Raw genomic sequence first — 13,839 nt, 5'->3', positions numbered from 1 at the left:
CGCCGCATGTCAATTCCCTCGCGCCAGCAACAAACCTTTCACCGCGCTTATTGTTCCTCCTGACGAGTCGAGATTGCAAGAGCCGGTTGGGAGTCCGCACCAAAAATTTCGGCCGGAGAATATTCTCGGGCGCAAGCCGCGATGCACGTCTGGAGTGTACGAGCTTCAGTCGGCAAATCCGACGTAGCGCACGAACTCACTGTTCTCCTGCCGATCAGACCGCACGGCATTGGCGGCAAACGTGTCGTCCGGATATCCCATCGCGACGCAGGTCATGATGACCTCGTCGTCGGGGATGCTGGCGACCTCGCGCACGATGTCGGAGCGCATGATGTCCTGCCCGTTGATGACAGACCCAAGGCCGCGATCCCATGCCGCGAGAACGTTACCGTAACAAAGCGCGCCGAGATCGAAGTGGCAGACCGCGCCAGGGTCAAGCAAGCGGTCATAGGTGAGTACCAGCGAGGCGCATCGAACTGACGAAGCCGCGCAGCACCCAATCCTGCCGCATCGGCTTGTCGTCGCGCGCGATCCCCATCGCGCCGAATAATTTCTTGGCGATGTCGACCTGGCGCGTGCGGTGAATGCCCTGGTATTCGCCATGGCTGACGATGTCTCGCTTGACCTTGGCGCCGGCGACCATCTCTTCCATGTTGCGTCGACGGACCTGCTCGAGCGGCGCGCCGGCGAGCACATGAAGGTGCCAGGGCTGGGTGTTCATCGAGGACGGCGCGCGCTTGGCCACATCGATGATCGCCTCGATCACCGCGCGCGGCACCGGGTCCTTCTTGAAACCGCGCACGCTGCGACGGGACTGCACCAGCGTTTCGAAATCCACCTGTTCCTCCTGCCTCTCCTGCTTTCCGTGCCACGCAATTCGGCATGACGCGGCCGCCGGTGGCCCGGGCGGCGCGCGAAACCTATGCTAGCGCACAAGCAAAACCAAGAACCCTCGCAAGAACCCTCGAAGGACCCGCCGATGACCGCGCCGCTCGATCCCGTCATTGCCCACGACGGCTTGGTTCGATCCGTTGCGCGACGAGGGCGCGGCCTACGCGCGGGCGCTGGAAGCTGCCGGCGTTCCGGTCAGGCATCATGAGGGAGCCGGCCTGATCCACGGCTATTTCAGCATGGGCGAAGCCGCCGAGGTTGCGCGCATCGAGGCTCAGCGCGCGCGCGGATTTCAGGGCATTGCTCGCCCGTGGCGCATGAAGAGCGGCTAGCTGCGGCGCGCCCGCTGCACAGCAGAGGGTCACGCGCGGCACAGCAAGCAGGGTTGAATCTTCGCTTCCGCCAGTGTCTCCTGCCGGCAGACCAGCGATTCCAACGAGCATGCCAGCCTATTGCATCCGTATTATCTTAGCCGCGGTCACCTCGATATGGCTGATGTCCGACGCGGCAGCCGCACCAGAGACGGTCTATTTCCGCAGCGCCGACGGCGGCACGCAGCTGGTCGGCTACCTGTTCCGGCCGACTAAGGCGGGCCCCGTTCCTGCCATCGTGCTGTTGCACGGCCGCGGAGGGCCCTATTCCAGCAACGTCAATGCTGGCTGCACCGTCGTTGGCCCCGAGGCCTCCTCACCCTGCAACGCCACGACCTTGTCGAAACGGCACGCGATGTGGGGCGAGTACTGGGCAGCGCGCGGCTATCTGGCGCTGCTGCCGGACAGTTTTGGTCCGCGCGGCAAGGCCCACGGTTTCGGCCGCTTCACCCATGACGATCCCGACCGCGACGACGTCAACGAGAAGACCGTGCGTCCGCTCGATGCCGAGGGGGCGCTGGCCTATTTGCGCAGCCGCGGCGATGTGATCGGCAACCAGATCTTCCTCCAGGGCTGGTCGAACGGCGGCAGCACCGCGCTGAACGTGATGATCCGGCAAGGCGCAAACCTGGCAGCCGGCTTTCGCGGCGCACTCGCGTTCTATCCGGGTTGCGGACCGAAGGCGCTGTTGCAGCCGACGATCTCCACGACCGCGCCGATCGCCATTTTCCTGGGCGCCGACGACGAGGAGGTGTCGCCCGCGTTCTGCCAGCAGGCCGCCGACCGGGCGCGCCAGGCCGGCAGCAAGATCGACGTCACGGTCTATCCGGGCGCGACCCATGATTTCGACGATCCCTCGTCGCAGCGCCAGTCGGTCGCCGCAAACCAGGCGGCGTTGAACGACGTGCAGGGCAAGGCCGTTGCTACGGTTGCACGCTGGAAAAATTGAAGGGACCGCCAAGCCGGCGCGCTCATCTTGCTTGATTGCGCCACGATTCGGAGTTCCAATTCCCGAACCATTGTTTAGGGAGACACCCATGATGAAGCGGATTTTCCTGGCTGGCGTCGTCGCCACCTTCGCGGCCGGCTCGGCCTTCGCGGAAGACACGTGCGCAAGCAAAGCGGTCGGCTCGGACGGCAAGCCTCTAGCGGGTGCCGCCAAGACATCGTTCATGAAGAAGTGCAAAATGGATACCTGCTCGGCCAAGGCCGTCGGCTCGGATGGCAAGCCGCTCGCGGGTGCCGCCAAGAACAGCTTTATGAAGAAGTGCGAGACGAGCGCATAGAGCGCGGCGCGATTAGCTTTCGATCCCGATACGCCCGCTCACTCGCGGGCGTATCTTGCTTTGGAGCGGCCCACTGCTTGAAACGGTCGTCGAAGGCTCTCATGCCGTGCCGGCGTCGAGGCAGCCTTCCATGATACGATCGATCTCCTCGCGCGAGAGGACGCCGATCTCCGCAACGAAGACGATCCGCGTTCGCGCTACCCCCTCGACCCTTGTCCCGCCTGTGGTCAGCGTCGCCCGGCCGCCGGCGAGTTGAAACACCATCACCCGCCCGGGCTGCTCGACGGTCTCGAACAGCCCCTTCGCGCGCGCCAGTTTCGGCGCGAGCCGGCCGATCGCCGCCTGCAACCGCGGCAGCGACACCGGCTTGTCCGACCTCCAGCTCATGGTTTCGAACCGCTCGGCGGCCGGCCGTTTCGGCCCCGGCTCGCGTGGCGCCGGCGCGCGATCGACGTCGGGCGCAAACAGCAGCGCTCCGGGCACTTCGCCCTGGAGAGCATCGACCAGGACGGCTGAGGGGCGCATCGCGCGAAGGGCATCGCGCATCTGCGTGATGCCGGCCGCGTCGACCAGATCTACCTTGCTCAGCGCGACCACGTCGGCTGCCCGTATTTGAGATCGCAGCAACGCATCGTCCAGCATGGCCATCTGCATCGTCGCGTCCACTACGCACAGCACGGTTTCCAGCGGCGCTTCGCGAAAGATCAGGGGATCCATCAGGTTGCGCACGACGTCCGCCGGGTCGGCCACGCCGCTGGTTTCGATCACGATGACATCCGGCCGCGAATCACGCCGCAGCAGCACGGCAAGCGTGCGCAGGAGATCGCCTTCCAGCGAGCAACAGATGCAGCCATTGGCGAGACTCACAACGCCATCGGCGGCGCCCATGATCAGCTCGGCGTCGATGTTGATCGCGCCGAAATCGTTGACGACGGCTGCGATCCGACGTCCGTCGGCATGCGCCAGTAAATGGTTCACGACCGTGGTCTTGCCCGCCCCGAGAAACCCAGCCACGAGCAGAACCGGGACAGGCACGCTTCAGCCCTCGGCAACGGGCCGGCGCACCGGCCGGCCGGGCCTTGCCGCCACATCCAGCACGCCATCGGTGATCAGCGGATGACCGCTGACCACGAGGTAGCGCACGCCTTCCGACGCACGATTCATCGCGGAGAATTCCGCCCGGTCGGTCAGCGTCTCGTAGTCGAACACCACGATGTCAGCATCGGCGCCGGCTGCGAGCCGTCCCTTGGCACGCATCGCGGGCGTGGTGTGCTCGAGAATCTGCGCCGGGATCAGCGCGCATTTGCGTACGCCCTCCAGCAGCGACACCGTGCGACGCTCCCGTACCCATTCGCGGATGAAACGCGTGAAGCAGCCGGCCGAGCGCGGATGGGACGTGGCGTCCTTGGGCAGCGGCCAGGCATCGCCAGTGTAGGTGCGGCCATCGGAGAGCGTCCAGGGCATGGCGTCGGACGCGATCGCGCCGCCGGGATACAGCACCGACATGTCCAGGAGATCGCGGTGGTGTGCGTTGTTCTCGATATCGAGGATGTGCCAGAGCACCAGCGTGGAGGGCTCCGCGGCCTGCGCCGCCAGCAGCTCCTCCCGATCGCGGAAGCGCCTTCCGTCAGCAACCCGCTGTACCGAGTCGTAGCCGGTGCCGTTGCGCGCCACGAATTCGGGATCGCTAAAGAACGCGGCTGCGAGCACGGTCGAACCGGTGCCGTAAGGGTAGGCTTCGACCGTGATCGGAAGCCCCTGCGCCTGCGCCTTGGCCACCAGCTTCACGCAACGTTCGATGTCGGTCTTGCTGGAGGAGTTGAAGTGGCAGATGTGCATATGCGCGCCGGTGGCGCCGGCATAGCCGATCAGGCGGATATAGGCCTCGGCCGCGCTTTCCGGATCGATGCGCGACATGAAGGCGACGTGGGTGAAGGTCGGCACGTCATGCGCGGCCGCCAGTTGGCAAACCGCAGTGAGCTCCTGCACGCCAGCGCCGGGGGCGTAGGCGTTGAGGATGCCGATGCCGATGCCGCCTTCGTTCAGCCCACCCGCCAGACGATCGAGGATGCCGTCCACCTCAGTGTCGCTCGCCACGTTGTCGATCCAGCGGCGATCGCGCATGGCATTGCCGAACGCCTCCAGCGAGCTTTCCGAGTTGGAGCCCGTCATCGCGCCGATACGCGCGAAGGCCCAGTTGGTGGAGGCGCCGTAGTTGAGCACGCGTCCCTTCGCGGCCTGTTTGCGATACCAGGCAACGACCGGCAGCACACCGGCCTCGAGGTCCAGCGTCGTCGTCACGCCGTCGAACGCCTGCATGCGATCGGCGGGGATCGACTGGCCATGCGCATGCAGATCGATGAAGCCTGGCGCCACCACGAGGCCAGTCGCATCGATCGTCCGCTCGGCGTCGCCAAGGGAAGTGCCGACCGCGGCGATCCGGCCGTCCATGACAGCCACGTCGCCGACAGCATCCATCCCGCTGGCAGGATCGACCACCCGGCCGCCCCTGATCACCAAACCGCCCATTCTCGCAACTCCCGCATTCCAAAAAGCCGGGCGAGCGTAGCGAGACGCATCAACGCGTCAAGGCGCGTACGGGAATGCTAGCTCCGCAATCCCGGCGCTTCCTGGCCGGTGCGGGCGACGTATTCGGTGTAGCCGCCGCCATATTGGTGAATGCCCTCGGGCGTCAGCTCCAGCACGCGGTTGGAGAGCACGCTGAGGAAGTGCCGGTCATGCGAGACGAACAGCATGGTGCCTTCGAAATCCGACAGCGCCGTGATCAGCATCTCCTTGGTGGCGAGATCGAGATGGTTGGTCGGCTCGTCCAGCGCCAGGAAGTTCGGCGGGTCGAACAGCATCTTGGCCATCACGAGGCGCGCCTTCTCGCCGCCGGAGAGCACGCGGCAGCGCTTCTCGACGTCGTCGCCGGAGAAACCGAAGCAGCCGGCGAGCGCGCGCAACGACCCCTGCCCTGCAGTCGGGAACGCGTCCTCCAGCGACTGGAACACGGTGCGGTCGCCGTCCAGCAGGTCCATCGCGTGCTGCGCGAAATAGCCCATCTTGACGCTGCCCCCGAGCGCCACCGTGCCATGATCGGGATCGCTCGCACCGGCCACGAGCTTGAGCAAGGTCGACTTGCCGGCGCCGTTGACGCCCATCACGCACCAGCGCTCGCGGCGGCGGATCATGAAATCGAGCCCGTCATAGATCCGCTTGCTGCCGTAACCCTTATGGACGTTTTTCAGCGCCACGACGTCCTCGCCCGAGCGCGGCGCAGGCAGAAAGTCGAAGGCGACGGTCTGGCGGCGGCGCGGCGGTTCGACCCGCTCGATCTTGTCGAGCTTCTTCACCCTGCTCTGAACTTGCGCGGCATGCGACGCGCGCGCCTTGAAGCGCTCGATGAACTTGATCTCCTTGGCGAGCATCGCCTGCTGGCGCTCGAACTGGGCCTGCTGCTGCTTCTCATTCAGCGCACGTTGCTGCTCGTAGAACTCGTAATCGCCGGTGTAAGTGGTGAGCGAGCCGGAATCGATTTCGATCACCTTGGCTATCACCCGGTTAATGAACTCGCGGTCATGCGAGGTCATCAGCAGCGTGCCTTCATAGTCGCGCAAAAACTTTTCCAGCCAGATCAGGCTTTCCAGATCGAGATGGTTGCTCGGCTCGTCGAGCAGCATCACATCGGGGCGCATCAGGAGGATGCGCGCCAGCGCGACGCGCATCTTCCAGCCGCCGGAGAGCGCGCCGACGTCGCCCTCCATCATCTCCTGGCTGAAGCCGAGGCCCGCCAAGGCCTCGCGCGCCCGGCCGTCCAGCGCATAGCCGTCGAGTTCCTCGAAATGATGCTGCACCTCGCCATAGCGCGCGATGATCTCCTCCATCTCGTCGGCACGATCGGGATCGGCCATCGCAGCCTCGAGCTCGCGCAGCTCGGCCGCGACCACGCTGACCGGCCCCGCTCCATCCATGACTTCAGCCACGGCGCTGCGGCCGCTCATCTCGCCGACATCCTGGCTGAAATAGCCGATGGTGATGCCGCGATCGATCGAGACCTGGCCCTCGTCGGGCAGTTCCTGGCCCGCGATCATGCGGAACAGCGTGGTCTTGCCGGCCCCGTTGGGGCCGACGAGGCCGATTTTCTCACCCTTGTTGAGCGCTGCGGAGGCTTCGATGAAAAGGATTTGGTGGCCGGCTTGCTTGCTGACGTTGTCGAGGCGGATCATGAGGTCTTTTTGGGGGAATTTGCGTTGCCGCCTCTTAGTCCATGCTGGCGCCCAGGGGAAGCCCGGCCGCCCCGGGTTCATGCGTCCCTGACGAATCCTTAGCAATTTTGCGCCAAAACCGCGCTGCGCCTGCCGGATCTAACGGGCGCGTGTTGACGTAACGTAATGTTGGAAATGCCCCGGGGAATGCCAATGAACCATCATTTTCGCCTTGCCGTGGCTGCCGCGCTGATGCTTGGCAGCGTTGGAGCCGCAACCGCCCAGACCCTGCCCGACTACATGGCGCCGATCTCCGGCAAGAGCGCGGCCGCGCCTGGCGATGTCGCGACCAGGGACGTGATCGCGCTGAACACGGCCATGTTCGATCTTTACGGTGACGCCGCAAAGGTGTTCCAGAAGAACATCCTCGACAAGCATCCGGTGATCCTCGGCCTGTTCTCGGGCGCCGGTGGCCGCCTGATCCTCTACCGGCCGGGCCAGCCGCCGCTCGATGCGCCGCAGGTGCCCGTCGTCTATCAACTCCTGAAATCGGTCGGCCACAGCACCATGGCGCTGGCCGAGGTCGTTGGTCCCTATGTCGACAATCCCGACAACAAATCGTGGCGCGGCGCGATGCTGGCCTATCGCAGCCGGATGCAGTCGGCGCTCGACGCTCTCGACGCGACGCCGATGCAGGCCGACTGGCGCGACAACAGCCGCACCATTCTGCAAAACAACATCGCCTTCATGGACGAGTGCCTCGCAAATGGTGCCATTCCCTTCGCCAAGCTCGAGGCGTTCGGCAAGAAGCAGGCGCCGTTCCTCGCCAAAAACGTCGCCTGGGCGGCCCAGACCCAGGTCGCGCACTGGATGGGCGTGCTCGCAGACTGGAAGGCCCAGCTCGGCCCCGATTGGGAGAAGACCTATGCTGCCAGCAACACAATCTATGTCGCGCGCCAGAACAACGTGATCTTCAGCGTGCTCGCGCAGTTCTTCGGCCCCGAAGCCATCAACACACGCTTGCTGCTGATCGAGACCGTGTCCTTCACGACGACGCCGGCCGACATGCTGGAAGCACTGACGCGGATCATCGCCGACCGCTCGGTTGGCGCGCTGTTCTTCGGCAATTATCACCTGATGGATTACGAGCTGATGGGGGGCGATGCGCGCGCCGCAATCATCGCCGAGACGGCAAAGCGCGGCATGACGCCGTTCCTGCCCCCGCTGGTTCCCTTCGGCTCCAAGCAGTGGCCCACCCTGGTCACGCCGGGCCCTGGCCCCGCGACGATCGCCGACCTCAAATAGCGCCGGTCGAAAACAGGGAACAAATATGGCGGCCGCCTCGCCGCGGCCGTCTTCATTCGTTGGTAAGTCCTATCCTGTCTATTGTCGCATGACGAATCACACGCTAGCGTTGCAGCGCATTGCTGGCGTTGATCGCGTCGCCTTCATCACGCCTTTGAAAATTTGAAGGAAATGATCATGCGGCCTTCGCGACGCGAGTTCGTGAAGTGGTTGTCGGCGGGAGGCATCTCCGTCAGCCTGTCGCAGCTTGCTTTGGCGAAGAATGCCCCCTTTGCCGCGCATGAGACGCTGCCAGGACGCGGCAACTTCAATCCAGCCACGCGGGGTGCCGGCCGCGTCGACGGCGTTGCCAAAGTGACGGGCGCAAAGCTCTACGCCTCCGATTTCCGCGCCAACGATATGCCGGGCTGGCCACAGGCGACCTCGCACGCGATCCTGGTCCGCGCCAACGACGCGACGCATGTCTACACCGGCATGGACCTCGCGCGGCTCGGCGGCGCGCTCAAGCCTTCCGCCGTCGTCACGGCCGACGATCTCGATCGGATCGGAACGCAGGTGCCGGAATTCCATGCCGGCGATCTGTTCTGCCCGGTCGGCAAGACGCCGCTCTATCTGGGGCAGCCGGTCGCGCTCTTGATCTTCGAGGCGTTCGACACCTTCGATCAGGCACGCCTCGCGCTGCGCGACGGCACCTTCGTCCGGTTCGGCGAGGAAACCGGGCCGGTGATCGCGCCCGACTACGGCTCCTTCCGCTTCACGCGCGTGGCGGGTGCTTCGCGCGACAAGCCCGACGTCTATTCGCCGATCCAGGCAGGCTGGGTCTCGCCCAAGAAGGTGCAGAGCACGGCGCTGCCGGTGTGGTCACCCCTCGCCAAGGAGATGCCGGCCGATTACGCCAAGGCGGCAAAGCATGGAGAGCAGATCCGAGCCGCGCTTGGCGCGGAAGATTCCTCGCTGCTGGTGCTGGATCGCGAGTTCGAGACGCAATCGGTCGATCCGATGTTCCTCGAGCCCGAAAGCGGCCTCGCCTGGTACGACAACAGGGGCGGCAATCTCGAGCTGGTGCTCGGCGTACAGTCGCCTTATGAGGCGACCAAGTCGATCGCGTATCTCTTGGCCAAGGCCCGCGCGCCCTACAAGCCCGCCCATATCAACGCGCAATTCGCCCATGTCGGCGGCGGATTTGGCGGGCGGGATCACACGCCGTTCGTACTCTATGTTGCGCTCGCGGCGATCTGCTTTCCCGGCAAGCCGGTGCGGCTCGCCCATGACCGCTACCAGCAGTTCCAGGCCGGCATCAAGCGCCACCCGATCAAGATGCGCTCGCGCATCGGCATCGATCGCGCGAGCGGGACGATCAAGGCGTTCGCCGCCGATCACGTGCTCGACGGGGGTGGTCTCGCCAATCTCTCGGCCAACGTCGCCGTGGTCGCCGCCACCGCTGCAATCGGCATCTACGATATTCCAAAGGTCGACGTTACGACCGTGGCACTGCATTCGCGCGGCGTCACAGCAGGCTCGATGCGCGGTTACGGCACGCTGCAAAGCATGACCGCGCTGGAGGTGCTGATCGACGAGGCGGCAAGCGAGCTCAAGCTCGACCCGATCGAATTCCGGCGGCGCAATGCGCTCAAGCAAAACGGCCGGACCATGACCGGCAATCCCTATATCGTCTCGGTCCGCACGCCGGAAATCCTCGACAAGCTCGAGAAGCATCCGATCTGGCAGCAGCGCGCGCAGTTCAAACAAGGCGCATCCGACCGGCTGATCGGCACCGGCGTCGCCTGCGTGACCAAGGACTACGGCTCCGGCGCGGATTGCTCGCTCGGGCGCGTCGAGCTGACCGCCGACGGCAAGATCGCGATCTTCTGCGACCACGTCGAGATGGGCAACGGCATCGGGACGGCACTGGCCAACCGCGTCGCGACCCATCTCGGCACGATTGCCGACGAGGTCTCGGTCGCCCGCGTCGACAGTTACGACGCGCTCGGTCTCGTCACCTCCGGCGATCCCTACACGATGGATCAGAAGACCCAGGACGCCGCCGAGAGAAATCCGCGCTGGGTGCCTGCGATCAGCTCGGCGACATCAGCCTCGATCGGCGCCCATGTCGGCACGCATTCATCTGCGGAAGCTGCCCGCGTGATCTTCCGCTTCGGCCTGTGGCCGGCGGCGCTGGAGCTCTGGCACATCCCGAAGACCGACGCACGCGCAAGGCAATGGGCCAGCGCGCGCTGGGAGAACGGCCAGCTCGTCATGCCTGGCCTGGAGCCGTTGGCGCTGCCGGCGCTCGCCGCAACCGCCCATGCGCGAGGCTTCGTCACCGGCGCGGTCGCGCACAGCTTTTCCCGCTGGGCCTGGTCGCGCGCGCGCTTCCCGCTGTTCGGCGAGCAATATCGCGCCGACATCGACGCGCTCGCTATCCGCCGGGGGAACGGCAGGTTCGAGCGCATCAACCGCACCAACGTCAAGTTTCCGCCGACCGACAACAACCGCATCGGCACATCCTACACCTCGATGTGCGGCGCGGTCGTCCGTGTCGAGATCGAGCGCGCGACGGGCGCCTTGCGCATCGCCAAGGCCTACAGCGTGTTCGAATGCGGCACCGCGCTCGTGCCCGAGGTCGTCATGGGCCAGGCCCATGGCGGCTTCGCGATGGGCGTCGGCTATGCCCTGCTCGAGACCTTGCCGCCCTTCGAAGGCGGCCCGGGCAACGGCGAATGGAATCTCGGGCGCTACCTCGTCGCGCGCGGCTCGGACCTCCCCTTGCGCGATCTCGAGATCGAGATGCTGAAGCCGTTGACGCCGGACGAAGAGCCGAAGGGCATGGCGGAGGTCGTGATGATCCCGATCGTGCCTGCGCTCATCAACGCCATCCATGATGCGACCGGCCACCGCTTCCGCGCGCTGCCGGTGACGCCAAGCCTTTTGAAGGGAGTGCTCGCGTGACGACACTTAGCCTCACCATCAACGGCCAGAAGCATGGTCCGATGGAGGTGCGCGACGACCTCTCGATGAACGATTTCTTGCGCGAAATGCTCGGCATGACCGGCACGAAATTCGGCTGCGGCGCCGCGCAGTGCCTGAGCTGCGCCATCATCGTCGACGAGCCCGATGGCACCAGCTACACCAGCCCAACCTGCATCGCGCCCGCCGTGAACTTCGACGGCAAGTCGATCCGCACCGTGGAGGGACACGCCAGAGATGGCGAGCTGTCCGCGCTGCAAAGGGCCTTCATCGATCATTTCGCGTTTCAGTGCGGCTACTGCACGGCGGGCTTCCTCAACGAGGGACAGGTCCTGCTCGAACGCCTCGCGCGCAAGCCGGTCGCCCGCGACGCGCTGGAGCAGACGATCGCCGACGCGCTCGACGGCCATCTCTGCCGCTGCACCGGCTACATCAAATATCACGAGGCGGTGCGCGACGTGATCCTGGCCGATTCACAACGCTACCTCATCGCCACCAAGTGACACGAGCCATGTTCTCTGACGCGCGCTTCAAGACGATGGCCGTGATCGCGGCGCTCGCCGGCAGCCTTTGCACAGGCTACGCGGCCTCGGAAACGGCAAGCCATGCACTGGCCTCGCCCGAGAGCTTTGCCGACATTGCCGACACCGAGAAACGCTCGGCGACGATGTTCACCGAGCTCGGAAAGGTGCTGACGCATCCCCGCTGCACCAACTGTCATCCCGCCGGCGACAGCCCGCGGCAAGGCGACAATCCGCATCTCCATCAGCCGCCGGTCACGCGCGGCGCCGATGGTCATGGTCTGGAGTCGATGCGCTGCCACACCTGCCACCAGAAGGCCAATTTCGAGCCCGGCCGTATCCCCGGCCATCCCGAATGGCATCTTGCCCCACGCGAGATGGCATGGGAGGACAAGACCATCGGCGAGATCTGCGAGCAGATCAGGGATCCCGCGCGCAACGGCGGCCGCAAGGTGGAGGAGCTGATCGACCACATCGGCAAGGATACGCTGGTCGGCTGGGCCTGGAAGCCGGGCTTCGGCCGTTCGCCGGTACCCGGCACACAAGCGCAGGCCGGCGCACTGGTTGAAGCCTGGGTGAAGACCGGCGCCGCGTGCCCTGCGCCGTGATGAGCCGCTGGGGCAAGCACTCTAATAAACGCCGGCTTCCGAGGCTGAAGCGGAGGTCGCCCCGCTTGGTCATCATCGACGGCTCATGACCCAGGGCGGATTTCCAGCAAGGTCAGCTTTCGTGCTGCTGTCGGCAGCATGGCGAACATACACCGGGTTCGATCTGAGCGCCGCGATGTCTGCGTGATGCGCCTTAGTCGGTGTTCGCGGCTAACAATGACCATGCCTTGTCGACGCCGCCGACGATCGCGTCCTTCAGCGCCCGCGTCACACGATCCGTGACCCAGTCGCTTTGGTGCAGTCTGGTTTCATCCCCCGGGTCGACCATCCGGTCGAACGAGACCCCCTCGACCTCGTGTAAGCCCTCCATGAACGCAAAGCGGTGGAACACATTGACGCCGTTGGCGTCCGCCGCCAGCTTGCTGATTGCCTTGACCATCGTGATCGCCTTGTCCTTCTTGGCGGGCGTCAGGACCGCCGGCAGATATTGCAGGTCCATCAGGATCACGTCGGCCTGCGTTTCGTCGCGCAGCTTGATAAGCCCATCGCGGATGGCCTTGGTAGTATCGTTGAACGTGGGAGGTGGAGGCTTCAGATCCGGACTTTGCCATACTGCATTCGTTCCGACCTGCCAGATCACCAGATCGGGCTTCTCGGCAATGACATCGGTATCGAACCGCTCGAGCTCGATCGGCGCTTCTTGGCCGCCAATTCCCTCGTTGACCATAGTGATCTTGGCGTTTGGATATGGGACCTGAAGAAGCGCCGGGAGCCGGTCTGGGTAGGGCTTGATGTTGCCTTCGCCCGCTGTCGTCGATGAGCCGATCGCAACGATCTTGGACTTTCCTCTGATGAGGCTGTGCGCGAAGTGAGGCAGGCCGTGCTCAAAGGGAATTGGCCCAACCGGGATGATCTGTGAGGGATCGCTGTCCACGGGTCACCTGTCAGTTGCGGCAGAAGTAACATAATATGGAGAAAGGATAGCGCGTCACGGCGAGATCGCCTAGCCTGCGGGCGTGCATCGCCCACCTCGCCCGGATGGGTCTTTCGAGTCCGAATTGGCCAACTGCGAAGTTCGGATCTGTGCAATGGTCCGCTTGTCGGGGTGGACCGGAAATGACGGGACGACTTCCCAAACGACGCGATTGGACCCACAGCGGACTATGCTCGTCTAATTCCGACGTCTGCCTTCGAGGGGCAAAGCGGACATCGCCCAGTCATAGGCGCTCTCAACCAACGGGCCGGCGGCCTAGCTATGTAATCGTCTACCGATAACTGTCGGCAGATGCTTACTCGCCCTCTTTTCGCTCGGGTGAGTGATACAAGCCGGAGCGTTTGGCGCACGAAGTCGACTCGAAAGACGCTCCAGAATAGCGTAGAGTTTTGCTCGCACTCCCGGCCTCAACCTAGAGCATTGAGAGCTCGACGATCCCGTCTTCAAGTTCCCCTGAGGCGAGGCGTGCCCGCGCCATATGCTCGAACTCCGTCCGATGCTTATGAAGATAACTGAAGGCTTGCTTATCCGTCTGAAACGTTGTCGTTAGTCTGCACATCTGTCTCGCTGCGCCGAGCGCAAGAGAAAAAGTGATTGTTCCGCCGCCGTCTGACTTGGCTCTAGGCACGATCCGCACTTTCCGGCATCTGGCTCGTCCTCGGCAAATTCATCGACGGTGTTAAAACTG

Annotated in this window: 11 protein-coding genes and 2 pseudogenes; 7 read left to right on the top strand and 6 right to left on the bottom strand. The window is 64.6% G+C overall.

Annotated elements, in window-relative coordinates; genetic code table 11:
• Positions 1–165 precede the first annotated feature (165 nt).
• Positions 166–838: pseudogene (locus QA640_RS21645) on the bottom strand (nitroreductase).
• Between the two features lie 160 nt (positions 839–998).
• Here QA640_RS21645 and QA640_RS21640 point away from each other — a divergent pair.
• The 3 genes and pseudogenes from QA640_RS21640 to QA640_RS21630 all read left to right on the top strand — a co-directional run.
• Positions 999–1,212: pseudogene (locus QA640_RS21640) on the top strand (alpha/beta hydrolase fold domain-containing protein); the annotation flags it as partial.
• 174 nt (positions 1,213–1,386) lie between these two features.
• Entirely contained in the window at positions 1,387–2,211 is an 825-nt protein-coding gene (locus QA640_RS21635) for a dienelactone hydrolase family protein (protein ID WP_283042604.1), read from the top strand.
• 88 nt (positions 2,212–2,299) lie between these two features.
• Entirely contained in the window at positions 2,300–2,548 is a 249-nt protein-coding gene (locus tag QA640_RS21630; RefSeq protein WP_283042603.1) for a hypothetical protein, read from the top strand.
• 99 nt (positions 2,549–2,647) lie between these two features.
• Here the strand turns inward: QA640_RS21630 and QA640_RS21625 are convergent, their stop codons facing one another.
• The 3 genes from QA640_RS21625 to QA640_RS21615 form a co-directional block, all read right to left on the bottom strand.
• Positions 2,648–3,583 (bottom strand): GTP-binding protein, encoded by a 936-nt coding sequence (locus QA640_RS21625; RefSeq protein WP_283042602.1) that lies wholly within the window; start codon positions 3,581–3,583, stop codon positions 2,648–2,650.
• A 3-nt stretch (positions 3,584–3,586) separates the two neighbouring features.
• Positions 3,587–5,077 carry an amidohydrolase family protein gene (locus QA640_RS21620; RefSeq protein ID WP_283042601.1) on the bottom strand — a complete coding sequence of 497 codons (1,491 nt, stop codon included), beginning with the start codon at positions 5,075–5,077 and terminating at the stop codon, positions 3,587–3,589.
• A 77-nt stretch (positions 5,078–5,154) separates the two neighbouring features.
• Entirely contained in the window at positions 5,155–6,777 is a 1,623-nt protein-coding gene (locus tag QA640_RS21615) for an ABC-F family ATP-binding cassette domain-containing protein (protein WP_283042600.1), read from the bottom strand.
• Positions 6,778–6,969: 192 nt separating this feature from the next.
• Between QA640_RS21615 and QA640_RS21610 the strand changes: the two genes are divergently transcribed.
• The 4 genes from QA640_RS21610 to QA640_RS21595 all read left to right on the top strand — a co-directional run bounded on the left by QA640_RS21610 (position 6,970) and on the right by QA640_RS21595 (position 12,157).
• Positions 6,970–8,061 carry a hypothetical protein gene (locus QA640_RS21610; RefSeq protein ID WP_283042599.1) on the top strand — a complete coding sequence of 364 codons (1,092 nt, stop codon included), beginning with the start codon at positions 6,970–6,972 and terminating at the stop codon, positions 8,059–8,061.
• Positions 8,062–8,238: 177 nt separating this feature from the next.
• The gene (locus QA640_RS21605; protein ID WP_283042598.1) at positions 8,239–11,010 is read left to right on the top strand and encodes a molybdopterin cofactor-binding domain-containing protein; all 2,772 of its coding nucleotides are present in this window, start codon (positions 8,239–8,241) and stop codon (positions 11,008–11,010) included.
• The gene (locus tag QA640_RS21600) at positions 11,007–11,531 is read left to right on the top strand and encodes a (2Fe-2S)-binding protein (protein ID WP_283042597.1); all 525 of its coding nucleotides are present in this window, start codon (positions 11,007–11,009) and stop codon (positions 11,529–11,531) included. The genes QA640_RS21605 and QA640_RS21600 overlap by 4 nt, the downstream gene beginning before the upstream one ends.
• Before the next feature lie 8 nt (positions 11,532–11,539).
• Complete coding sequence (locus QA640_RS21595) at positions 11,540–12,157, top strand: Isoquinoline 1-oxidoreductase subunit (RefSeq protein ID WP_283042596.1); 618 nt, start codon at positions 11,540–11,542, stop codon at positions 12,155–12,157.
• A gap of 193 nt (positions 12,158–12,350) precedes the next feature.
• Here QA640_RS21595 and QA640_RS21590 read toward each other — a convergent pair whose 3' ends face one another.
• The gene (locus QA640_RS21590; protein WP_283042595.1) at positions 12,351–13,091 is read right to left on the bottom strand and encodes a GDSL-type esterase/lipase family protein; all 741 of its coding nucleotides are present in this window, start codon (positions 13,089–13,091) and stop codon (positions 12,351–12,353) included.
• A gap of 472 nt (positions 13,092–13,563) precedes the next feature.
• Positions 13,564–13,788 carry a hypothetical protein gene (locus tag QA640_RS21585; RefSeq protein WP_283042594.1) on the bottom strand — a complete coding sequence of 75 codons (225 nt, stop codon included), beginning with the start codon at positions 13,786–13,788 and terminating at the stop codon, positions 13,564–13,566.
• Positions 13,789–13,839: the final 51 nt, after the last annotated feature.

The organism is Bradyrhizobium sp. CB82, from assembly GCF_029714405.1.
GTDB lineage: Bacteria > Pseudomonadota > Alphaproteobacteria > Rhizobiales > Xanthobacteraceae > Bradyrhizobium.
The sequence above is the reverse complement of the archived record's forward strand: the minus strand, read 5'-3'. Positions and strand labels throughout refer to the sequence as shown.